The sequence below is a fragment of the Clostridium sp. 1001270J_160509_D11 genome (assembly GCF_015667935.1).
In the GTDB taxonomy this organism is placed as follows: Bacteria; Bacillota; Clostridia; order Peptostreptococcales; family Peptostreptococcaceae; genus Intestinibacter.
Window position 1 is genome coordinate 21,871 of sequence record NZ_JADPET010000001.1, and the last position, 21,106, is coordinate 42,976.

Genomic DNA, 21,106 nt, shown 5'->3' on the forward strand with positions numbered 1-21,106 from the left:
AGAACGTGGAGGGATACAATTGATAAAATTTGATAACGTAAATAAAGTATATCCAAATGGATTACATGCATTAAAAAATATAAATTTAGAAATACAACAAGGTGAATTTGTTGCGATAATAGGTTTATCTGGTGCAGGTAAATCAACTTTACTAAGAACAGTAAACAGAATGCATGATATAACTGATGGTGTGTTAACTGTAAACGGACAAGAAGTTAACAACTTAAAAGGAAAAGAGTTACGTAAATTCAGACGTGGAATAGGTATGGTATTCCAATCTTTCAACTTAGTAACTAGAACTTCAGTTATAAAAAACGTATTAACTTCAAGAGTTCCAGATATGCCATTATGGAAATCTATAATAGGATTATATTCAAAAGAAGATAAAGTTGTAGCATTAGAAGCTTTAGACAAAGTTGGTATATTAGATAAAGCTTATGTAAGAGCTGACCAACTTTCAGGTGGACAACAACAAAGGGTTGCTCTAGCTAGAACATTAGCTCAAAATCCAGAAATAATACTTGCTGATGAGCCTGTTGCAGCATTAGACCCAATAACAGCAGTACAAGTTATGGATGACTTCAAAAAAATAAATCAAGAATTAAACATGTCAGTTCTTATAAACATACATCACGTAGACTTAGCATTAAAATACGCTGATAGAGTTATAGGAATAAAAGCTGGTGAAATAGTATATGACGGACCATCAAGCGAAGTAACAAATGATGTATTAACTCAAATATACGGGCGTGAATTAGCTCAGGATGAAATGATGGGGGCTTAAGATGTTAAAAGCTATAAAAAATATATTTAAACCGGAAAAAATAGTATTAAGTGATGGCCAAGAAATTCAACCACCTAAATCTATCGTTCCTTATGTAATAATAGGTTTAGTTATATCAGTATTACTTGCAAGTAATGTGACTGGTTTCAGTCTTTCAACAATAATGAAAAGAGGAAGCGAATTCTTTATTATATTAAAAGGTATGATACCACCAGATTTTAGTTATGCAAAATCTGTATTACCTCCTTTATTAGACACAATAAAAATGTCGGTACTTGGATCTATGATAGGATGTTTTATAGCTATACCATTTGCTATAATATCATCAGTTAATATAAACAAGTCAAAAATAGTTTTAAATTTAGTTAGATTTCTTTTAAGTATAACTAGAACATTACCAACTTTAATAATAGCATTAGTTGCAACTTATATATTTGGATTAGGAACATTTGCTGGTACAGTAGCAATAACTATATTCTCATTCGGATTAGTTGTAAAAATGTTATACGAAAAAATAGAAACTGTAGATATGGGACCATTTGAAGCTATGGAAGCATTAGGTTCTACAAAACTTAAAGCATTCATAGGAACTATAATGCCTCAAATATTACCATCATATCTTTCAATATGTTTATATACATTCGAAATCAACGTAAGATACGCAGCAATACTTGGATACGTAGGTGCTGGAGGTATCGGTCTTATATTAAATGAGAAAATAGGTTGGAGAGAGTATGACAAGTTAGGTATGATACTTGTTATGCTATTTATAACAGTAGTAATAATAGAAAATGTAAGTAAATATATAAGAGAAAGGTTAGGGTAATATGCAGTTAACAGTTAATAAACAATTAAAACAAGAACCAAATTTATGGATAAATAAAGCCCTAACAGTACTATTTATAATAGGTATAATGGTATGGGCAGGACATTCAATTGAGTTTAATGGTGTAAAAGAAAATGGTGTAGAAATAGCTAAAAATGTAGTTGATGGTATATTCCATCCAAAAACTAGTATGTTATTCACACTAGATAAAGGTGGAGTTCCAGCTTTATTATTAGAAACTATATGTATAGCATTATTAGGTACATTAATAGGTTCAATAATAGCTGTTCCTCTATCATTCTTAGCATCAAGTAACATAGTTCCAAAGTGGGTTAGTGTTATTACATCATTCTTTATAGCAGCTATAAGAACATTCCCAGCTTTCGTTTATGGGTTAATGTTTATAAGAGTTACAGGTCCTGGAGCTTTTGCAGGGGTTTTAACTTTATCAGTAACATCAATAGGTATGGTATCTAAATTATTCATAGAAACTATAGAAGATTTAGATAAAAAAATATTAGAATCTTTAGATGCTGCTGGATGTAATGCATTCCAAAAAATAAGATATGGTATATTACCACAATTATTTACAAACTTTGTATCAACAGTAATATATAGATTTGAAATAAATATAAAGGACGCATCTACTCTAGGATTAGTTGGAGCAGGTGGTATAGGAGCTCCTTTAATATTTGCTATGAACTCATTAAGTTGGGACGAAGTTGGTGCTATACTATGTGGATTAATTGTATTAGTTCTAATAGTAGAGTATATATCAACTAAAGTAAGAAATAAATTAGCAAGAGGCTAAGTTTTAGAATTTAAATGCTGATTCCAAGTGGAATCAGCTTTATTTAATTGCAAGGAAAATATCTATTAAAAAAGCCCCTAGAGAGGAACAATATGCGTTCTCTATAAGGGGCTTTAAAATTATGCTAAAACAGTTAAATATTTTGATTTATCAACAGTTACGTTTGTATTATTTTTAAAGTAATCTATTATTATATCAGGCATTTCCATTAAGATTTCTTTTACAACTTTACATTCTGTGTAGAATTCGTATCCACCAGCACCGCTAGCTCTGTAGTTATTCATAACTAATTTAAGAGTAGTGTCGTGATCTAATTCTTTCCCATTATAAACTATAGAAGTTACTCTGTTTCCTACTTCTTTTGTTATGTCAAATATGTAGTTTAAGTTAGCGAAATAATCGTAGTTATAATGCTCAACTTTAGGTTTTAAGAATCTATCAGATATAGTTACTTCACCGTCTTTGAAGTCGAAGTAGCTAGCACATCTTTCTAAAGCAAGCTCTAAGTATTTTCTGTTAACTTCGTATACTACTAATGTATTTGGGTACGGGTAAGTCGACATTATATCTCTTACAGTTACGTTTTTCTCGAACCCTTTTATAACATTTGCAAAAGAAGTACAAGCAATGTCAGCACCACTTTCACTTAATTGGATTTGGTTTATAAAGTTAGCAAGAGATGAACCGTTTAAAGCCATGTCTAAGTGAGCTGAAGGTTGTAACTCTGTATCTAAGAACCCGACTGGAGTATCAAGCCACTGTTGAACTTTTTCTTCTAGAGGTAAGAATTTATCGTACATTTCCTTGTTAGGGCTAAGCTCAACATCTATTAATTTTGAAGTTACGTTTTGGATTTGATCGTTGTCAAATTCTAAGTTTAACTCTATGAATTTACTTCCGTTGTGTGGAGTTTGAACTATATGAGTACCATGTAAGTCTATATCAGATATCTCCATGTGTTGGTGACCAGTTAATAATAAATCAAACCCAAGTTCATTACATATTTTATATGCTATATTTTCTTTAGTTTCGCTTAGTTTTTTGTGAGATTCTAAGTCGTACTCAAACCCACCATGATAAACACCTATTAAAACATCAACATTTCCTTTTAATTCATCATAATAAGGTTTTATAGATGATATAGTATCGTTTATAGTGAAGTTAGCTAAGTTTTCAGCTCTCTCCCAAATATTTATAAAATCAGTAGTAAATCCTATGATACCAACTTTTAATCCGTTCTCTAAAGTTTTTATATCGTAAGGGAATATACCAAGTTCGTTTGTTTTATCATCTACATTTGCACATAAACACTTAGCGTCTAAGTTGCAAAGGTATTTTTTAAGATAATCAAATCCGTAGTTAAAGTCGTGGTTACCAAGAGTTATATAGTCGTATCCAGCTTTATTGAATATAGTAGCTATTGGATGAACATCAAACTCAGCAGTACTAAGGTAGTTTGTGAAAGGAGAACCTTGGATAGTATCTCCAGCATCTATTATTAATGTATTACCGTCTTTTTCAAATTGATTTATTATGTTTAATAGACCTATGTTTTTTTGAGATCTATCAACATAATCAGTAGGGTATACATAACCATGTAAATCCGATGTAAAATATATTTTTAAATTTTTCATTGTGACACCTCTTTAATTGTTAATCCGTATATTTATATTACCTCAAAATCTTCATTTTATAAAGATAGTTATTTAATTTCATATACGTTACATATTGAAATTTTAATATTAAACCATAGAAAAGCAAAACAAATAATAATTAAAATATTGAAGTATTAGGAGAATGAATATGAACAGAAAAAGAATAACAAAAAAAGCAACATTAGCATTAGTAGCGATGATGACAGTAACATCAGTAGTAGGATGTTCACAGTCAAATAACTCAAACAAAAATCAACAAGGCTCAAATCAAAAGACTGAACAAAAAACAGAACAAAAAACAGATAAAAATACAAACTCAAGTTTATCATCTAGCACAATATTTAAAGATATGAAAACTACAGATATAGATGGAAACAAGGTGGATAAATCTATATTCTCAAAATATAAACTGACTATGGTCAATGTTTGGAACACAGGCTGCAGCCCATGTATATCAGAAATACCAACATTAGATAGATTAAACAAAGAATATAGAGAAAAAGGAGTTTCGATAAAAGGTATGTTGCTAGAATCGGGAATTGGATTAACTGATGAAGAAAAAGCTACAGCAAAAGAAATATTATCAAAAGCAAATGCAACTTATCAACAATTAACAGTTACAAAAGATATGGTAGAAAAAGATGATACATTGCTTTTACAAGCATTCCCAACAACATTCTTTATAGATAAAGATGGAAATATCGTTGATAGTATAGAAGGTTCTAATGATTATGATGGCTGGAAAGCAAAAATAGATGAAGTATTAAAGAAGGTAGAAGCAAATGAATAATATTATTAAAAAAAATAAAGTAGGTTTAGCAATATTTATTGCAGGGATGCTTTTTGTATCTCTTGGAATTCACAGACAAGAACATAAAGTTGTGTCAAAGAAATCAAATATTATATGTCTTGAATGTATAGGAATTGGATAGGTGATAGTATGGATTTAATAAGAAAGATAAAGTCAAACCTGAGGCTAACCGTTCAAATAGTGTTTACTGCATTGACTAATGGATACTTTTTGGGCTTTGCAAAAGGGAAGATATATCAAGGTGATAGTAAACAACTATGTGTACCTGGGCTGAATTGTTATTCATGCCCAGGGGCGATAGGGTCTTGTCCAATAGGTTCTTTACAGGCCGTATTGGGAAGTAGAAATTTTAAATTTTCATTTTATATAATAGGATTTTTAATGATGGTTGGAGCGTTTGTAGGAAGATTTGTGTGTGGATGGCTATGTCCATTTGGATTAGTACAAGACTTGCTTTACAAAATTCCATTTATTAAAAAAATTAAAAAGGTGCCTTTGGATAAGCCATTAAGATATCTTAAATATGTTATATTAGTAGTATTTGTAATTATAATGCCACTTACACTGACAAACTTTGCAGGAGAGGGTAATCCTTGGTTTTGCAAATTAATTTGTCCATCAGGAACATTGCTTGGAGGGGTACCTCTAGTATCAATGAACAGTTCACTTAGAAAAATAATTGGACCATTGTTTACTTGGAAGATGTTTATATTAGTGAGTGTTGTTATATTATCAATAAAAATTTATAGACCGTTTTGTAAATACTTATGTCCATTAGGTGCTATATATGGGCTATTCAACAAATATTCTCTTTATAAATATGAAATTGATGAAGACAAATGTACAAAATGTGGATTATGTGAGCGAAAATGTGACATGAATGTCGCAGTATACAAAACCCCAAACAGTGCGGAATGTATAAGATGTGGAAAATGTATAAAAGTTTGCCCAAGAGGAGCTATAAAAACTACATTTACAAAAACAAAAGAAGCAGCTTGTAATTCAAAATGTTCTGGATGTAAGTCAAATTGTGCAAGCAAAAATTAATAAAAGCCTTTAAGTTTAAATTAAAACATAAAAAAGATATTTAATATAATATTTAAATTATAGTATACTATAAAATATAATTAAAAGATGATGAGGTTGAAAAAAGTGAGCACAAAAATATTAATAGTAGAAGACGAGATAGATATAAGAGAAGGGATAAGTGAATATTTATCCGAAGTTGGATATGATGTTATGGTTGCTGAAGATGGGCAAGAAGGTATCGACTTATTCAAATCAAATGAATTTGATTTAGTTTTATTGGATATAATGCTACCAAAAATAAATGGGTTTGGTGTATTGAGCCAAATAAGAGAAATAAGTGATGTTCCTGTTATGATGCTTACTGCAATGACTGATGATTACAGTCAAATCATGAGTTTTAATGAAAAAGCCGATGATTATATAACAAAACCATTTTCGGTTGTAGTACTTCACAAAAGAATTGAAGCTTTGCAAAGACGTATCCAAGGAAGACAACAAAATAACAAATGGATTTATAAAGATGTTGAGGTGGATTTTTTAGGATTTTGTGCAAAGAAAGATAATAATCCAGTAGATTTAAAACCAAAGGAAATAAAGTTATTGGAATTATTAATTAAGCACAAAAACCAGGTGCTAACAAGAAATCAAATGTTAGATAGTCTTTGGGAAATAGACGAGGCTCCAGCTGATCGTGTTATTGATGTATATATTAAAAATCTTAGAAAAAAACTAGATTTAGATTGTATTACAACTGTAAAAGGTATTGGGTATAAGTTTGAGGATAAGTAATGAAAAAGATGAAACTATTCCAAAAAACATACCTATTTACAGTTGGGCTGATGGCAATTATCATCATAATTTCTCACACTTTATTGTATATGCTTTTGCCGAGTTTTTATACTAATAAAAAGCAGCAAGATTTAGACAACATAAGCTATCAATTAACAGAGCAATTACAAAATAATAATTCAAATAAGAGCGATGAAATAGCTAAGAAATTTGCTGATATGCATAATATAAATATACTGTTGAGTGTAAATGGAAAAAATAAAGTATATGAAGGAATTAAAAGTTGTGATATATATATAAACCCAGATGCTTTAGATGAACAGTCGCTAGTTATCGACAATAAAACGGATTTTATAGAAGATAATAAGAAATCAAATTCAACAGAAGTTAAAAATGATTTTCTAAAAATTAGTGATTCATCATTACTTTACACTAAAAAGTTAAAGACAAAAGATAACGTAGATGCATCAATAAAAGTTGCTATGGATTTACAATATCTCCAAGAAGCGAGAAGTGTAGTATTTATGATATTACCATATTCTATCGGTATAAGTCTTATTATTTCATTATTTGCATCATATATATATACAAAAAAAATAACAAAACCAATAAAACAAATTTGTGACGTTACAAAAGAGATGCAAGTATTAAAAGAAGATGCGTATTGTGATATTAACACTGGAGATGAGATAGAGCTTTTAGCGACAAATATAAATAGTTTATATAAAAATTTATTAGATACGATTGACTCTTTGAAAGAGGAAATTGAAAATGTGAGTAAATCGGAAAAAAGCAAGGTAGACTTCTTAAGAAGTGCCTCTCACGAATTAAAAACACCTCTTATGAGCATACATATAATGCTTGAAAATATGATTTTGAATATCGGGAAGTATAAAAATCATGATGTTTATCTCCCAAAATGTCAAGAAGCTGTTGTTAATTTAAGTAGTATGGTTCAAGAGATACTAGACACATCTAGACTTAACTCTTTGAACGGCGAAAAAGAATTGAAAGAAGTAGATTTAAAAATATTGATAGAAAGTATTATTGAGCCATATAAAATTATCGCAAAATCAAAAAAAATCAATATGAACATAGATTATTCAAACTCATTAAATATAAATACTGATAAATCAATGTTAAAAAAGGCATTATCGAATATTATATCTAATGCAGTGAATTATACCGATAATGGAAAAAATATAAATATATATTTTGAAAAAAATTCATTAATAATAGAAAATGAGTGTAAACCAATAGAACAAAATCATCTAGATCATATATTCGAGGCGTTTTATAGGGCGGAATTTGACAGAAATAAAAACACTGGTGGAAATGGGTTGGGACTTTATATTGTTCAACAAATTCTAAAAACTTTAAATATCTCACACTCATTTGAAAGTGTGCAAAATGGTATGAAATTTACGATTAATTTTGAAGAAAATAACTTAATATGTTAACAAAAAAGTAGGGGCTAAGCTCCTACTTTTTGTGTTTGTATATAGATAAAATATAAAAATATTGATAAAAATAAAAATCTAAAATAGTAAAGGAAATAATGAAAAATGTATTTAAATATATGGAAAAATACGAACTTTTTAATATATATGTTTTAATATATAAGTGGAAGTAGCATATTTTTTTCTTAAAAAATGATTTTTTTATTAATTAAACAACAAATTTTAATTTTTACAATTGTAAATTTAAAAGTTTTATAGTATACTAATTTCATATTAAGTTTACACACATGAAAGGGACACATGATGGAAAAAAGAGAAAAAGTAGTTTCGAGTATTGCAAATATTTATAAATTAGATGGACGAGTGCCATTATCTAAGGCAATTCCTTTTGGATTACAACATATTCTTGCTATGTTCGTAGCCAATTTAACACCAATTATGATGATTGGTAGTGCGTCAGGAGTAGGATCAGAACAAATGACTATATTATTACAAAATGCGATGTTTATGGCGGGTATCGCAACTTTAATTCAGTTATATCCTATTGGAAGAATAGGGTCTAAATTACCAATTGTTATGGGAGTTAGTTTTACATTCGTTACAATCTTATCTTATGTTGGAGCTCAATATGGCTATGGTGCTGTTGTAGGAGCAGTTATCGTAGGTGGTATCTTTGAAGGACTATTAGGATTATTGGCCAAATATTGGAGAAAAATAATAACACCAGTTGTTTCAGGTGTTGTCGTTACAACGATTGGCTATTCATTATTAACTGTAGGTGTGCGCTCATTCGGAGGGGGTTACACTGAACATTTTGGTTCTTCACAAAATATCATGGTAGGAACAATCACATTAGTTGCTTGTCTTTTATTTAATATTTTTGCCAAATCATTTTGGAAGCAATTATCAGTTTTATTCGGATTATTTGTAGGATATGTAGTATCACTTTGTTTAGGAATGGTAGATTTATCAGGAATTTTATCTAATGGAATTATAGCATTCCCTACAATTTTACCAGTTGCACCAGAATTCAATATAAATGCAATTATATCAGTATGTATTATATTTATGGTTTCGGCTGCTGAAACAATCGGAGATACATCAGCAGTAGTTGCAAAAGGTTTAGACAGAGAAATAACAGAAAGAGAAATCTCAGGTTCACTTGCTTGTGATGGTTTTTCAAGTTCTATAACTGGTATATTTGGATGTCCACCAGTAACATCATTCAGCCAAAATGTTGGATTAGTTGCTATGACAAAAGTAGTAAATAGATTTACAATAATGACTGGAGCTATGTTTATGATACTTGCAGGATTTGTTCCACCAATCGGTGCATTTTTCAGCTCCATTCCAGAATCCGTGTTAGGTGGGTGTACACTTATGATGTTCGGGACAATAGTAGTTAGTGGTATAGAGATGCTTGCAAGAGCAGGTTTTACACAAAGAAATATCATAATTATAGCACTATCTTTAGCTATAGGGATAGGATTTACTTCTGTTACAGAAGCAGAAATTTGGGCAATATTCCCTAAAATGATACAAGATATATTCAGCGGAAACTGTGTTGCAGTTGTGTTCGTTGTTTCAATTATTTTAAACTTACTACTTCCTAAAAATATGGAAATTGAGAAGTTGGCTGAAGCAGCTTAGGAAATAATTGAAGTAAAATAATAATAAATTAAAAGCAAAAGTGCTACAAAGTAGGTTATCTATTTTGTAGCATTTTTTTATAATGCATAGGAAATTGATAGCAGCTTTTAATGTTTCGATATCATCAGAAGCTCCCATTTCAGCACAAAGAGTTGCTATTTCATTTTCAAGTTTGGCTCCATTTCAACGTTTCCGTCGAATACGTATTTTTCAGGATCCATTTTTTAGGGCTAATTTTAATTATTTAAAATTGGGATTTTAGATAATTCTTTATGCATAAATAATAAGCGATTTACAAAACATAAATAAGAATATTATTTTACATAAAAAGGAGGATTTTAACATGTGTACAGCTTTGAGTTTATTAACATTTAAAAAAGAACATTTATTTGGAAGAAATATGGATTTGGAATATACATTTGGACAAAGACCAGTAGTAGTTCCTAGAAATTATGAATACGTAGACAAAGTTTCTGGTGAAAATAAAAAGATAAAATATGCGATTACTGGTATGGCATCAGTTATGGACAATCATCCACTATTTGCTGAGGCTATAAACGAAGAGGGGCTAGGTTGTGCTGGGCTTAACTTCCCTGATGCATATTGGGAAGAGGATACTAAAGAAGGTATGGAAAATATGCCACCATATGACTTAATTCTTTGGATTACTGGTAATTTTGCAACTTTAGAAGAATTAAGACCATATTTAGATAAAATCAATTTAGTTGCAAGACCTTTTGCTGAAAATGTTGGACTTCCAACACTTCACTGGATGGTTACTGATAAGACAGGAAAAGCAATCGTAATCGAAAAAACTAAAGAAGGATTTAAAGTATATGAAAATAAAGTTGGTGTAATGACTAATGCACCATCATTTGATTGGCATATAACTAACTTACGTCAATATATGAATGCAACTCCAGTTCAACCGACATCTGCAAATTGGAGTGATTTAGAATTAACTCCGCTGGGATCTGCAACTGGTGGGATAGGACTTCCTGGCGATTTTTCATCACCATCTAGATTTGTAAGAGTAGCATTTTTAAGAGCACAAATTCTTATGGAAGATATAGAAAACGACGGAATAATTGAATTTTTCCATATATTAAATAACGTAGCAATGGTAAAAGGTTCAGTAATAACTAAAGACGGAAAAGATGAAATAACTCAATACAGTTCTTGTATGAACCTTGAAAAAGGACTTTACTACTACAAGAGTTATAACAACAACCAAATAAACATGCTTGATATGCATAAAGAAGACTTAGATGGTAGCGAAATGAAGATATTCCCTTATAACGATATACAAGTTGTAAATACTTTAAACTAATAAAATAAATGTAAGTTTGAGATTAATAAAAAATATAACTTAATGAGATAAAATTTAATCCTAGTAAAAGATATAAACTAGAAAAATAAATTTGCGATTGATAAATTAAAATATAATTGAATAAAATTTAGAATAATAGAAAAAATATATCATATATAGTTGATGTGAATTAGAAGATTATTGACATTTAACGAAAGTAGTGATTGATTTCCTTAAATAGTGATTATTTAAAAGTGGCTGTAGAATATCTACAGCCACTTTTTTTTCATATTAGACCTGTATTGGGACGGGGTACAGTGCATAAACTTCTTAAATGTCTTACCGAAGTAGCTTATCCCATTAAATCCAACATTGATGCAGATATTAGATATTGGTTCATCAGTATTATAAAGGTATTCGGTTGCCTTCAAAACTCTATATTCCATCAAATATTCAAACGGAGTCATTTTTAGGATTCGTCTAAAACTTCTGCAACATTCGCTTTTGCTGATATTGCATGATTTTGCGATATCATCTAGAGATATATCGCGTGCATAGTTTGTTTTTATGTAGTTTATCGCTGTTTTGACCCTTTCATCATCAGCAGAAACTTTTTTGGAAGGACTTTGGTTAAACATAATTGAAATCATCTTGCAGTTTTGATAATATGGTTTAATTTGGTGAAGTACATTGGAATTAAAAAGTATTCCTTCCCCAGGATTCAACACAATAGTCTCACCATTTACTTGAAAGCAAATTTTATCTTCAACTACGTATGAAATTTGAAGGTCTTTGTGCCAATGCCACCTAATGTATCCTTCATCAAAATTACAAAAGTCATCTGTAAATATGAGGAATGGGAAATCACCATTTTCATATTTGATAATTTCTCTTTGTTGTTTATCAACTTCTATTTTTGATAATTGCATATTAAAACTTCCTTTCAATTTCGCTAATATAGTTGCAATGTTAATCAATATATTAATTGTTATACATTGCAAATAGTAATAGAATAAGGATGTAGCCGAATTAATAAGTCAATATATTTAAAATCATATTAATAATATTATTATATATGAAAAACAAAATTTTATGAAAGGAAAGGAAAAAAAGATGAATAAATCACGTTTTAAAGGAATCGCTTTAGTTATTTTTGGAGCTACTTTATGGGGTATTTCTGGAACAGTTGCAGAATTTTTGTTCCAAAAAAACAGCTTTACTACGGAGTGGCTAGTAGTCGTTAGGTTATTATTATCAGGTATTTTACTTTTAAGCTATGGTTCAATTAAGAAAGATCCAGGAATTAAAGAAATTTGGAAAAATAAAAAAGATGCGATAACACTTGTATCTTTTAGTGTTTTGGGAATGTTGGGTTCTCAATATACTTACTTCGCTGCGATTAAATATGGAAATGCAGCAACAGCAACAATCTTACAATATTTATCACCAGTGATTATAACTTGTTATGTTGCTATTGTAAGCAAAAAGTTGCCAAACAAAAACCAAATAGTTGCAATTTTATTAGCTATAGTAGGTACTTTCTTTATAATTACAAAGGGAGATATACACAGCTTATCTATATCTAAACAGGCACTATTTTGGGGACTATGTTCAGCATTTGCCGCTGCAATTTATACATTACAACCAGTTAAATTGCTGACAAAATATTCTTCAATCACAGTTGTTGGGTGGGGGATGTTACTTGGTGGTATAGCGTTTAGTTTTATAAATCCACCTTGGAAATTTAGTGGAACTTGGTCAGTAGCGACTGTTTCTGCTGTGGCATTCGTAGTGATATTTGGAACATTGTTTGCTTATTATTGCTATTTAGAAAGTTTAAATTATATTCAACCAACTGAAACAAGTATATTAGGTTCTTTTGAACCATTATCAGCAGCATTCCTATCAGTTATATGGCTGAAAAATCCTTTTGGAATGGGCGATATTGTTGGAACAGTTTGTATTATTCTTACAACTATAATTTTAGCTTATGCTAAAAAAGATGAGCCTAAGGAAGAGACTTGTGAAAGTATAGATAAAAATAAATTTGAAGAGTACATCTAAGAAAATTTGGGACTTTGGAAGGAATTATCCAGAGTTCCAAATTTTTTTTTGAAAAAAGTTTAGTTGTAACTCTTTACATTACAACCAAAAAGAAATACAATGATGTTGTAATTAATAAGGTTACAACAAAGGAAGTAAAAAATTATTATACTATCTAAAAATATAAGATATATAAAATAATTAAAACTTATATCAAAACTTAAAATAATATGGAGGTATCGAATTATGAAAAAAGTAGTAGAATTTTTACACGAAAATCCAGTTCAATATTTAGCGACTGTTGGTCGTGATGGAAAGGCAAAATGCCGTCCATTTATGTTTATCGGTGAACAAGAGGGGAAATTATGGTTCTGCACAAATAACCAAAAAGATGTTTATAAAGATATGATGGGAAACCCTGAAATAGAAATTTCTGTTTCTTCACCAGAATATGCTTGGATTCGTTTAGCAGGGAAAGCAGTATTTGAAAACAATATGGCAGCAAAAGAATTATGCATGCAAAATCCTATAGTAAAAGGTCAATATCAAACTGCTGACAACCCAATATTTGAAGTATTTTATTTAGAAAATCCACATGGTGCAATAGCTGATTTTTCTGGTAATCCACCTTACCAATTTTAATTAAATCAGCAAAACAAAGTAAATTTAGATAACAATGACAAAATCTTGCCCAGCATAAAATCTATGTTGGGCATTATAAAATTATAAAGAGAGGTGAGCTAATATGATGAAATATTTAAAAATGCTTGTTGAAGATATTCACTCAACTACAGTTGCGACAATAGGAGCAGATGGACATCCACAGACTAGAGTGATAGACATGATGTTGTATGATGAAAAAGAAGTATATTTTCTGACTGCTAGGGGGAAAGTTTTTTATGAGCAATTGATGGAGCAAAAATATGTGGCGATTTCTGCGACAAAAGATAAAATGGCTATTTCACTTAGGGGTAAGATAAAAAATATTGGTTATGAAAACTACACTGCGGGAATTATGCAGAAATATGTCCAAAGCAGTGTATTGAAAAAAGAAACTAAGATTTATCAGCAATGTGTACTCGTTGACAGTGCAATAGCTATTTTATATAATAAAAGGCGAAAGAGAGGTGTTTTGTATGCAAATTTCTAGCAGATTTACACTTGCGGTTCATATATTTACCTGCATCGATACATTTAAAGATGAATATAAGATAACGAGTGATTTTTTGGCGGGAAGTACAAATGTAAACCCTGTTATAGTTCGTAAAATATTAGGACAATTAAAAGCTGCAGGTCTTGTTGGAGTTGTGAGAGGGAGTGGTGGTGCATATATTACAAAACCACTAAGCGAAATCACATTTTTAGACATATATAGAGCTGTGGAATGTGTTGATAACGGGGAATTGTTCCATTTTCACGAAAATCCAAATACAAAATGTCCAGTAGGTCGAAATATTCATTTTATATTGGATGATAAACTTAAACAAGTACAAGATGCTATGGAAAGAGAATTGGCATCGATAACTTTAGAAGATGTGAAAAAAGATACAGAGAAATATATTGAAAAATAGCAGTTTGAGACTTGAGGAGATAAACTTGGGTCTCAAATTTTTTAATAAATTTCGTTGTAATGATTGTTATTACAATAAGAATGTATAGTACTATAATAAATAAGAAAGATAATATTTTAATAATAACTGTTATAACGATAATATAACAAATGATATAACTACAGTTGGATGTAATAGATTCAAAAAGGGGTTGATTATTATGAATCAAGACGAAAGAAGAATATTTTTAATAAAAGAATTATTAAAAGAAGACAAAAGATATAAAAATATCGAAATACCTAAAAATCCTACAGAGCAGGGTGATTTGCTTAGAGCACTTATGAATGTGCGTATGCCGAAAGAAATAAGCGAGGAATTTTTAAAGGTGCAAGATGAATATTTAAAAGAAGAAATAAACAAAAAAGGAATTGTAGATATAAATAATTTAAATCCTATACAAAAGGGGATTTATCTTTGGCAGGGTGACATAACAACTCTTCATTGTGATGCTATTGTAAATGCGGCAAACAGTGCAATGACTGGGTGTTATGTTCCAAACCACAGATGTATCGACAATGCTATTCACTCATTTGCAGGGGTAGAGCTTAGACTTGAGTGTGATGAAATTATGAATAGACAAGGGCATGGCGAGCCGACGGGACAGGCAAAAATCACAAATGCATACAACTTGCCTTGCAAATATATAATCCACACAGTCGGCCCGATAATAAGTTATAAATTGACAAGTGAGGATTGTGAATTGCTTGCAAATTGTTATAGATCTTGTTTAAACTTAGCAGCCAAAAACAACTTGGAGAGTATTGCGTTTTGTTGTATTTCGACAGGCGAGTTTCACTTCCCAAATGATAAAGCAGCCCAAATAGCTATAAAAACTGTTGAGGAATTTATGAAAAAAGATACTAGTGTAAAGAAGGTGATTTTCAATGTTTTCAAAGATATGGACAAAGAAATATACAGAGAATTACTCAAATAATATAGAAAAATTGAAAGAAGTATTAGCAGATGCCGACGCTATTGTGATTGGGGCAGGTTCTGGTCTATCAACATCAGCAGGACTGACTTATAGTGGTGAGAGATTTGAAAAATATTTCTCTGATTTTATCGAAAAATACAATATCCCAGATATGTATAGTGGGGGATTTTATCCATATGAAACACTTGAGGAATATTGGGCGTGGTGGAGCAGACACATCTACTACAACCGTTATGTCGACATACCAAAACCTGTTTATAAAAATTTGTTGGATTTAGTAAAAGACAAGGACTACTTTGTGATTACGACTAATGTGGATCATTGTTTCCAAAGAAGTGGGTTTGATAAAAATAGATTGTTTTATATGCAGGGGGATTATGGCTTATGGCAATGTAGCGAGCCATGTCATCAAAAGACTTATGACAACGAAATACAAGTAAAAGAGATGGTAAAAAGACAAAAAGACTTAAAAATCCCAAGTGATTTAATCCCTTATTGTCCAGTTTGTAAAAAGCCAATGACTATGAATTTAAGATGTGACAATACATTTGTCCAAGATGAGGGATGGTACGAGGCGAAAAATAGATACGACGATTTTATAAACAAACATAAATATTCAAAAGTTGTGTATTTGGAGCTTGGGGTAGGAGCAAACACTCCAGTTTGGATTAAGTATCCGTTTTGGAAGATGACAATGATTAATAAAGACGCTACTTATGTTTGTATTAATTATGGCGAGGCGATGGCACCGGACGAGATAAAAAGCCAGTCAATCTGTATTGATGGTGATATAGGGGATGTTATATTATCGATAATATAATATTAAAAATGAAAGTTGTTTATAATAAAATATTATAATAAAAGCCATTGATAAAGTAGAATTTGTCAGTGGTTTTTATTTTGAAAAATCACCCGGGTGAAAACCTCCAAACATCAAGTTATAACCCATAATTTAAACTATACTATAATTAAATAGGAAGTTTATATCTAGTAAAAATATTTTATTTAGGCTAATCAAGAAGGATACTTTATTTAGACTAAATAAAAAAGATATCTTATTTAGACCTATCAAACAGGGGGGATTTTAGGTGAAGAGATTAACTGTTATTATATTATCATTAGTATTATCATTTGGTGTGGTTGGGTGTTCATCAAGTAGCAATGATGATAGTACTCAAAACCAAAAAGACGAGCAAACTCAACAAAAAGATACATCTACAACTTCGGAAATATCGACATTATTAAAAGATATGTATATAGTACTTAAGGATTCAGACGGGGGAACGAAAGATTGTAAAGATAAGCTAGTTAATTACGGAAAAGATATAAATAATGATATGTTGGCGAATAAGGACTATGGTCAAGATATGCAAAAATTAAAAGATGCTACAGAAAATTATGATTTAGAAAAAATAGCTAAGTATGTGTGTGACATTTTAAATAATATAGAAGGGAGTGACAAGTACAGCATAGAGATAAAATCAACAGATAATACAGATAAATCGAATAGCAATCAAAATACAAGCAACAAGTCAAATAACACAGATAAATCAAATAGTGATAAAAACACAAGTAATAAGTCAAGTAATACAAATCAAAATACAAGCAATAATACAAATAAAAATACTACAAATAAAAATAATAACACTAATAAAAATAACGACGACGAATATCAAAGTGGGGACTACGGTGATTATACAAAATGTCCACAATGCAAGAAAATGACATTCCATCCTGATGGATATTGCGAAAACTGTGGTTATAGAAAAGCAGGTAATGAAGATGGAGCTAACCATAGTTCTAAATGTGCAAACTGCGGAAGTGCAACTATAAATGCAGATGGAACTTGTCCATATTGCGGATATAAAAATTAGAGGGTATTTGATGAAGATGTACTACATTAAATAGTGTGAAAAGCAAGCAGGGTATATAAATAAGGAGCATATATGCTCCTATTTTTTGTGGAAAATTTTAATAAAGAAGGCTAATACAAAGAGTGAATAATATATAATTAAAATATAAGACTTAAAATAAACAAAACTGAGATTATATATTTTTTAGAAAGGGGTTTCAAAAAGGGGATATGGAATATATAAAGCAATATAATACGAATGAAGTCTATGTGAATGAGAAACTTACAGAAAAAATAGGGAAAATAAATTCATATCCGCTTACTGTGGTCGAGGCACCGATGGGATATGGAAAGACAACGGCGATAAAAATATATCTAAACAAATTTCACACGAATTACTATTGGCAAAATATCTACACAAATTCGGATATAGCGTTTTGGCAAGGTTTTTGCAGGATAATAAGCAAGATAGATTCAAATGCTGGTAGCCGCCTAAAAAACATAGGTTTACCAAAGAATAGCATAAAGCTGGAGGAGTGTATTGAGCTTATAAATTCTATTTATATAAAAGATGAAATAGCGATAATTTTAGATGATTATCATTTAATAAATAATAAGAATTTAGATGAGCTGATATACAATTTGGTGAAAAGTATGGACAACAAAATTCATCTCATAATAATTACGAGAAATAAGCCAAATATTGAGATTGAAGAACTCCAACTAAAAAAATTAGTCAATTATATTACGAAAAACTGCTTGGAATTTGAAAAGGATGATATAAAAAAATATTATAAACTTTGTGGTATAAATTTAAATACTTTAAATATAGATGATGTTTATAAAAAGAGTGAGGGTTGGATAAGTGCGATATATTTGCTTATGCTAAATTATATCGAATACAATACGATTGAGATAAGTGAAGATATATATGAACTTGTTGAAAAATTGGTATATGAACCGTTTGAAGATAAGTTTAAGGACTTTTTGCTTAGATTATGCATATTTGATCAGTTTACATTGGAGCAAGTCAAATTTATAACTGGGGACGAAAATGTCGATTTATTGATAAAGGAATTGACTCAGGTTAATGCATTTGTGAAGTACGACAAGAAAAACAAAGTATACTTATTCCATGCGATTTTTAGAACTTGTTTGTTGGAAAAATTAAAAGAAAAAGACGATAATTATAAAAAAGAAGTATATAAACAGGGTGGATTTTGGTTTTATAAAAACAAAAAATACGTTGTCAGTATGGGTTATTTTTATAAAGCTGGAGATTATGAAAACTTTTTAGATGCATTGGTAGAGGACAAGGGAAACAGCATCACAGGAGAAATCAAGGACAAATTTATAAGATGTATGGAAAATTGTCCAAATGAATTTAAACAGAAAAATCATTTGGCGTTATTGGTATACGCAAGAAGATTGTTTACTTACAATGAGATGGACTTGTTTGGGAGAGTTTGTGGGCAATTTTATGAAAATATAGCAAGAGATAAAAATATAGATGTTAAAGAGAAAAATCAACTGCTTGGGGAGATGAAACTTATATTTAGTTTCACAAAATACAACAATATAGAAGAGATGTCAAATCTTCATAAACAATCGTATGAGTTGATGTATAAGCCTTCCACAATTATGACAAATAAATCTACATGGACTTTCGGTTCGCCGTCGATTTTATACATGTATTATAGAGAGAAGGGCAAGCTACAGGAACAGCTTAGCATTATGAAAAATGCCATGCTTTATTATTATAAAATCACCCAAAATCATGGGATAGGTGCTGAGTATATTATGGAGGCCGAGGTCTGTTTTAATCAAGGAGATATATTAAATGCAGAAATAGCACTAGATAAGGCTATGCTTTTGTGTGATAAGTATTCGGGGGTTCTTTGCTGTGCTTTATTTTTAAAGTTGAGGATACTTATACATAGGGGTAGGTACGAAGAGTTTAGAACTTTGATGGATGAGATTGAAGAGAGGATTTATATAAATGATCTTCATATGTTTTCTGATACATTGGACATTATAAGGGCATATATATATTCTAATTTAAAAGAAGAAAGCAAGATTCCTAAGTGGATTGTAAATGGTAATTTTGAAAATACTAGATTATTATTTCCGACGATTCCTCTTGTGAATTTTATTTATTCAAAAGTGCTTATAACGAAAAAGGAATATGTTAAGGTCGTTGTACTTTATGAAAAATCTATAGCTATGGCAAAAATATTTCCAAATTTAATTTGTGAAGTTTTTGAAAATATACATATAGCAATAGCATACGATAATTTGTCTAAAAGAAAAGATGCAGTTGAAAAACTTGAAAAAGCTTTGGAAATAGCTCTAAGCGACAGACTATATATGATTTTTGCGGAAAATTATACTGATATAGAAGATTTATTAGATGAAATATATGAAAAAGGGAATTTTAAAGCAGAGATAGACGAGATTAGAAGATTGCAAAAGCCTTATGATAAATTTTTAAAATTTGTTAAAAAAGAAAAATCGAGATTGGCTGAATTGTCGGAAAGAGAGCTAGAAGTTGCTAATTTAGCGGCACAAGGATTTACAAATAATGAAATAGCAAAAATATTATTTGTATCAGTAAACACAGTCAAAACGATATTAAAAGCCGTCTTTAAAAAATTATGTATAAAATCAAGACAAGAAATAAAAGATATTATAAAAAGCCAAAATAACAACGAAATCTAAGTTATAGCTACATTTTAAAAAACTTTTTTTGACAAAAAATACATCAAATTTAGATTATATCAAACTGCGATTTGGGATAATCTATTACTAAGTATTTTTTTATAGAGAGGAGAAGTAAAATGACTATTAGAGATAAATTTGAAGAAATGAAAGAACATCACGAAGGTAGAAAAGAATATAGACATGAACTTAGAGAAGAAAGAAAACTAGAACATGAATTAAAACACGACGTTAAAAAAGAAATAAAAGACATAACAAAACAAGATAAAGAATTAGGCCACGAAATAAAAAGAGAGGCAAAAGCCGATTATAAAGAATTTAAGAAAGACGAAAAAGAAGCTGAAAAATACGCAAAAGCAATAAATAAAGGGATGAAAGAATTACAAGAAGAAGAGAGAAAACAACAACATGAATTCGCTGAGATGTTGAAAAAACAAATGGAGAATGAATAAGATTATAATCAGTAGGATTTAATCCTGTTAAAACTTGGAGAATAAGTTAAACATGGATTGAAATTAAATTATGATTTTTCAAGCCCATATTTTGAGGTTAAGTGCAGAATAAAAAATACAAACGAGTGAGAAAATAAATAGGAATAGGAATTGTATAATTTAGTATAATTCCTATTTTTATGTATTTATTGATATAAATATAACAAACAATCCTTGCATAACGAGTATTTATGATATACAATACTTGTAATACGAGGTTTTGTTTTAAATTAAAACCTCGCATTACGATGATTAGATTTTGGAGGTGAATTTGTGGAATTAAATAAGGAAATTTTAAAGGGGCATATAGATACTTTGATATTGGCGATACTTG

21 protein-coding genes are annotated in these 21,106 nt (G+C 30.0%); 19 read left to right on the forward strand and 2 right to left on the reverse strand.

Going from position 1 to position 21,106, the window contains the following annotated elements; translation table 11 throughout:
- Nucleotides 1–13 precede the first annotated feature (13 nt).
- From phnC to phnE (I4U58_RS00130), 3 genes are read left to right on the forward strand one after another with little or no spacing between them, the layout of a single operon-like run.
- Nucleotides 14–784 (forward strand): phosphonate ABC transporter ATP-binding protein, encoded by a 771-nt coding sequence (phnC, locus tag I4U58_RS00120; protein ID WP_347708150.1) that lies wholly within the window; start codon nt 14–16, stop codon nt 782–784.
- Between the two features lies 1 nt (nt 785).
- Nucleotides 786–1,610, forward strand: coding sequence for a phosphonate ABC transporter, permease protein PhnE (gene phnE, locus I4U58_RS00125; protein ID WP_195928743.1), 825 nt, complete (start codon nt 786–788; stop codon nt 1,608–1,610).
- 1 nt (nt 1,611) lies between these two features.
- Nucleotides 1,612–2,421, forward strand: coding sequence for a phosphonate ABC transporter, permease protein PhnE (phnE, locus tag I4U58_RS00130; RefSeq protein ID WP_195928745.1), 810 nt, complete (start codon nt 1,612–1,614; stop codon nt 2,419–2,421).
- Nucleotides 2,422–2,540: 119 nt separating this feature from the next.
- Here phnE (I4U58_RS00130) and I4U58_RS00135 read toward each other — a convergent pair whose 3' ends face one another.
- Nucleotides 2,541–4,055 (reverse strand): bifunctional UDP-sugar hydrolase/5'-nucleotidase, encoded by a 1,515-nt coding sequence (locus tag I4U58_RS00135; RefSeq protein ID WP_195928747.1) that lies wholly within the window; start codon nt 4,053–4,055, stop codon nt 2,541–2,543.
- Nucleotides 4,056–4,224: 169 nt separating this feature from the next.
- On the opposite strand from I4U58_RS00135, the gene I4U58_RS00140 reads away from it, so the two are divergent.
- The 7 genes from I4U58_RS00140 (at nt 4,225) to bsh (ending at nt 11,145) form a co-directional block, all read left to right on the forward strand.
- On the forward strand, nt 4,225–4,866 hold the full coding sequence (locus tag I4U58_RS00140; protein WP_022071748.1) for a TlpA disulfide reductase family protein: 642 nt from the start codon (nt 4,225–4,227) through the stop codon (nt 4,864–4,866).
- Complete coding sequence (locus I4U58_RS00145) at nt 4,859–5,008, forward strand: CD1871A family CXXC motif-containing protein (protein WP_007285598.1); 150 nt, start codon at nt 4,859–4,861, stop codon at nt 5,006–5,008. The genes I4U58_RS00140 and I4U58_RS00145 overlap by 8 nt, the downstream gene beginning before the upstream one ends.
- Nucleotides 5,009–5,016: 8 nt before the next feature.
- Nucleotides 5,017–5,934 (forward strand): 4Fe-4S binding protein, encoded by a 918-nt coding sequence (locus tag I4U58_RS00150; RefSeq protein ID WP_007285599.1) that lies wholly within the window; start codon nt 5,017–5,019, stop codon nt 5,932–5,934.
- A gap of 105 nt (nt 5,935–6,039) precedes the next feature.
- Entirely contained in the window at nt 6,040–6,705 is a 666-nt protein-coding gene (locus I4U58_RS00155) for a response regulator transcription factor (protein WP_022071747.1), read from the forward strand.
- Nucleotides 6,705–8,165, forward strand: a complete 1,461-nt coding sequence (locus tag I4U58_RS00160; RefSeq protein ID WP_007285601.1) for a HAMP domain-containing sensor histidine kinase — start codon at nt 6,705–6,707, stop codon at nt 8,163–8,165. The genes I4U58_RS00155 and I4U58_RS00160 overlap by 1 nt, the downstream gene beginning before the upstream one ends.
- Nucleotides 8,166–8,468: 303 nt before the next feature.
- A complete protein-coding gene (locus I4U58_RS00165; RefSeq protein ID WP_195928749.1) occupies nt 8,469–9,815 on the forward strand; it encodes a nucleobase:cation symporter-2 family protein in 1,347 nt (448 codons plus the stop codon).
- A gap of 343 nt (nt 9,816–10,158) precedes the next feature.
- Nucleotides 10,159–11,145, forward strand: a complete 987-nt coding sequence (bsh, locus tag I4U58_RS00170; protein WP_195928751.1) for a choloylglycine hydrolase — start codon at nt 10,159–10,161, stop codon at nt 11,143–11,145.
- Between the two features lie 248 nt (nt 11,146–11,393).
- On the opposite strand, the gene I4U58_RS00175 is transcribed toward bsh, so the two are convergent.
- Nucleotides 11,394–12,053 carry an AraC family transcriptional regulator gene (locus I4U58_RS00175; RefSeq protein ID WP_195928753.1) on the reverse strand — a complete coding sequence of 220 codons (660 nt, stop codon included), beginning with the start codon at nt 12,051–12,053 and terminating at the stop codon, nt 11,394–11,396.
- A gap of 184 nt (nt 12,054–12,237) precedes the next feature.
- On the opposite strand from I4U58_RS00175, the gene I4U58_RS00180 reads away from it, so the two are divergent.
- From I4U58_RS00180 to I4U58_RS00220, 9 genes are all read left to right on the forward strand, one after another.
- Nucleotides 12,238–13,188 carry a DMT family transporter gene (locus I4U58_RS00180; protein WP_195928755.1) on the forward strand — a complete coding sequence of 317 codons (951 nt, stop codon included), beginning with the start codon at nt 12,238–12,240 and terminating at the stop codon, nt 13,186–13,188.
- Nucleotides 13,189–13,413: 225 nt separating this feature from the next.
- Nucleotides 13,414–13,809 (forward strand): pyridoxamine 5'-phosphate oxidase family protein, encoded by a 396-nt coding sequence (locus tag I4U58_RS00185; RefSeq protein WP_195928756.1) that lies wholly within the window; start codon nt 13,414–13,416, stop codon nt 13,807–13,809.
- Nucleotides 13,810–13,912: 103 nt separating this feature from the next.
- Nucleotides 13,913–14,317, forward strand: coding sequence for a pyridoxamine 5'-phosphate oxidase family protein (locus I4U58_RS13995; protein ID WP_243269510.1), 405 nt, complete (start codon nt 13,913–13,915; stop codon nt 14,315–14,317).
- A complete protein-coding gene (locus I4U58_RS00195; RefSeq protein WP_195928758.1) occupies nt 14,304–14,738 on the forward strand; it encodes an Rrf2 family transcriptional regulator in 435 nt (144 codons plus the stop codon). Before I4U58_RS13995 ends, I4U58_RS00195 begins: the two co-directional genes overlap by 14 nt.
- Nucleotides 14,739–14,937: 199 nt before the next feature.
- Nucleotides 14,938–15,711 (forward strand): protein-ADP-ribose hydrolase, encoded by a 774-nt coding sequence (locus I4U58_RS00200; RefSeq protein WP_195928760.1) that lies wholly within the window; start codon nt 14,938–14,940, stop codon nt 15,709–15,711.
- A complete protein-coding gene (locus I4U58_RS00205) occupies nt 15,662–16,531 on the forward strand; it encodes a Sir2 silent information regulator family NAD-dependent deacetylase (protein WP_195928762.1) in 870 nt (289 codons plus the stop codon). Before I4U58_RS00200 ends, I4U58_RS00205 begins: the two co-directional genes overlap by 50 nt.
- Nucleotides 16,532–16,799: 268 nt before the next feature.
- Entirely contained in the window at nt 16,800–17,585 is a 786-nt protein-coding gene (locus I4U58_RS00210; protein WP_195928764.1) for a hypothetical protein, read from the forward strand.
- A gap of 209 nt (nt 17,586–17,794) precedes the next feature.
- On the forward strand, nt 17,795–20,281 hold the full coding sequence (locus tag I4U58_RS00215) for a LuxR C-terminal-related transcriptional regulator (protein ID WP_195928766.1): 2,487 nt from the start codon (nt 17,795–17,797) through the stop codon (nt 20,279–20,281).
- A 119-nt stretch (nt 20,282–20,400) separates the two neighbouring features.
- Nucleotides 20,401–20,733: a hypothetical protein gene (locus I4U58_RS00220; protein ID WP_195928768.1), complete on the forward strand. Its 333-nt coding sequence runs from the start codon at nt 20,401–20,403 to the stop codon at nt 20,731–20,733.
- Nucleotides 20,734–21,106 lie beyond the last annotated feature (373 nt).

What these genes read in the sequence shown, in the direction of transcription:
- phnE (WP_195928743.1), top strand. Translation starts at nt 786, where the DNA reads ATGTTAAAAGCTATAAAAAATATATTTAAACCGGAAAAAATAGTATTA.
- phnE (WP_195928745.1), top strand. Translation starts at nt 1,612, where the DNA reads ATGCAGTTAACAGTTAATAAACAATTAAAACAAGAACCAAATTTATGG.
- I4U58_RS00135 (WP_195928747.1), bottom strand. Translation starts at nt 4,055, where the DNA reads ATGAAAAATTTAAAAATATATTTTACATCGGATTTACATGGTTATGTA.
- I4U58_RS00140 (WP_022071748.1), top strand. Translation starts at nt 4,225, where the DNA reads ATGAACAGAAAAAGAATAACAAAAAAAGCAACATTAGCATTAGTAGCG.
- I4U58_RS00145 (WP_007285598.1), top strand. Translation starts at nt 4,859, where the DNA reads ATGAATAATATTATTAAAAAAAATAAAGTAGGTTTAGCAATATTTATT.
- I4U58_RS00150 (WP_007285599.1), top strand. Translation starts at nt 5,017, where the DNA reads ATGGATTTAATAAGAAAGATAAAGTCAAACCTGAGGCTAACCGTTCAA.
- I4U58_RS00160 (WP_007285601.1), top strand. Translation starts at nt 6,705, where the DNA reads ATGAAAAAGATGAAACTATTCCAAAAAACATACCTATTTACAGTTGGG.
- I4U58_RS00165 (WP_195928749.1), top strand. Translation starts at nt 8,469, where the DNA reads ATGGAAAAAAGAGAAAAAGTAGTTTCGAGTATTGCAAATATTTATAAA.
- bsh (WP_195928751.1), top strand. Translation starts at nt 10,159, where the DNA reads ATGTGTACAGCTTTGAGTTTATTAACATTTAAAAAAGAACATTTATTT.
- I4U58_RS00175 (WP_195928753.1), bottom strand. Translation starts at nt 12,053, where the DNA reads ATGCAATTATCAAAAATAGAAGTTGATAAACAACAAAGAGAAATTATC.
- I4U58_RS00180 (WP_195928755.1), top strand. Translation starts at nt 12,238, where the DNA reads ATGAATAAATCACGTTTTAAAGGAATCGCTTTAGTTATTTTTGGAGCT.
- I4U58_RS00185 (WP_195928756.1), top strand. Translation starts at nt 13,414, where the DNA reads ATGAAAAAAGTAGTAGAATTTTTACACGAAAATCCAGTTCAATATTTA.
- I4U58_RS13995 (WP_243269510.1), top strand. Translation starts at nt 13,913, where the DNA reads ATGATGAAATATTTAAAAATGCTTGTTGAAGATATTCACTCAACTACA.
- I4U58_RS00195 (WP_195928758.1), top strand. Translation starts at nt 14,304, where the DNA reads ATGCAAATTTCTAGCAGATTTACACTTGCGGTTCATATATTTACCTGC.
- I4U58_RS00200 (WP_195928760.1), top strand. Translation starts at nt 14,938, where the DNA reads ATGAATCAAGACGAAAGAAGAATATTTTTAATAAAAGAATTATTAAAA.
- I4U58_RS00205 (WP_195928762.1), top strand. Translation starts at nt 15,662, where the DNA reads ATGTTTTCAAAGATATGGACAAAGAAATATACAGAGAATTACTCAAAT.
- I4U58_RS00215 (WP_195928766.1), top strand. Translation starts at nt 17,795, where the DNA reads ATGGAATATATAAAGCAATATAATACGAATGAAGTCTATGTGAATGAG.
- I4U58_RS00220 (WP_195928768.1), top strand. Translation starts at nt 20,401, where the DNA reads ATGACTATTAGAGATAAATTTGAAGAAATGAAAGAACATCACGAAGGT.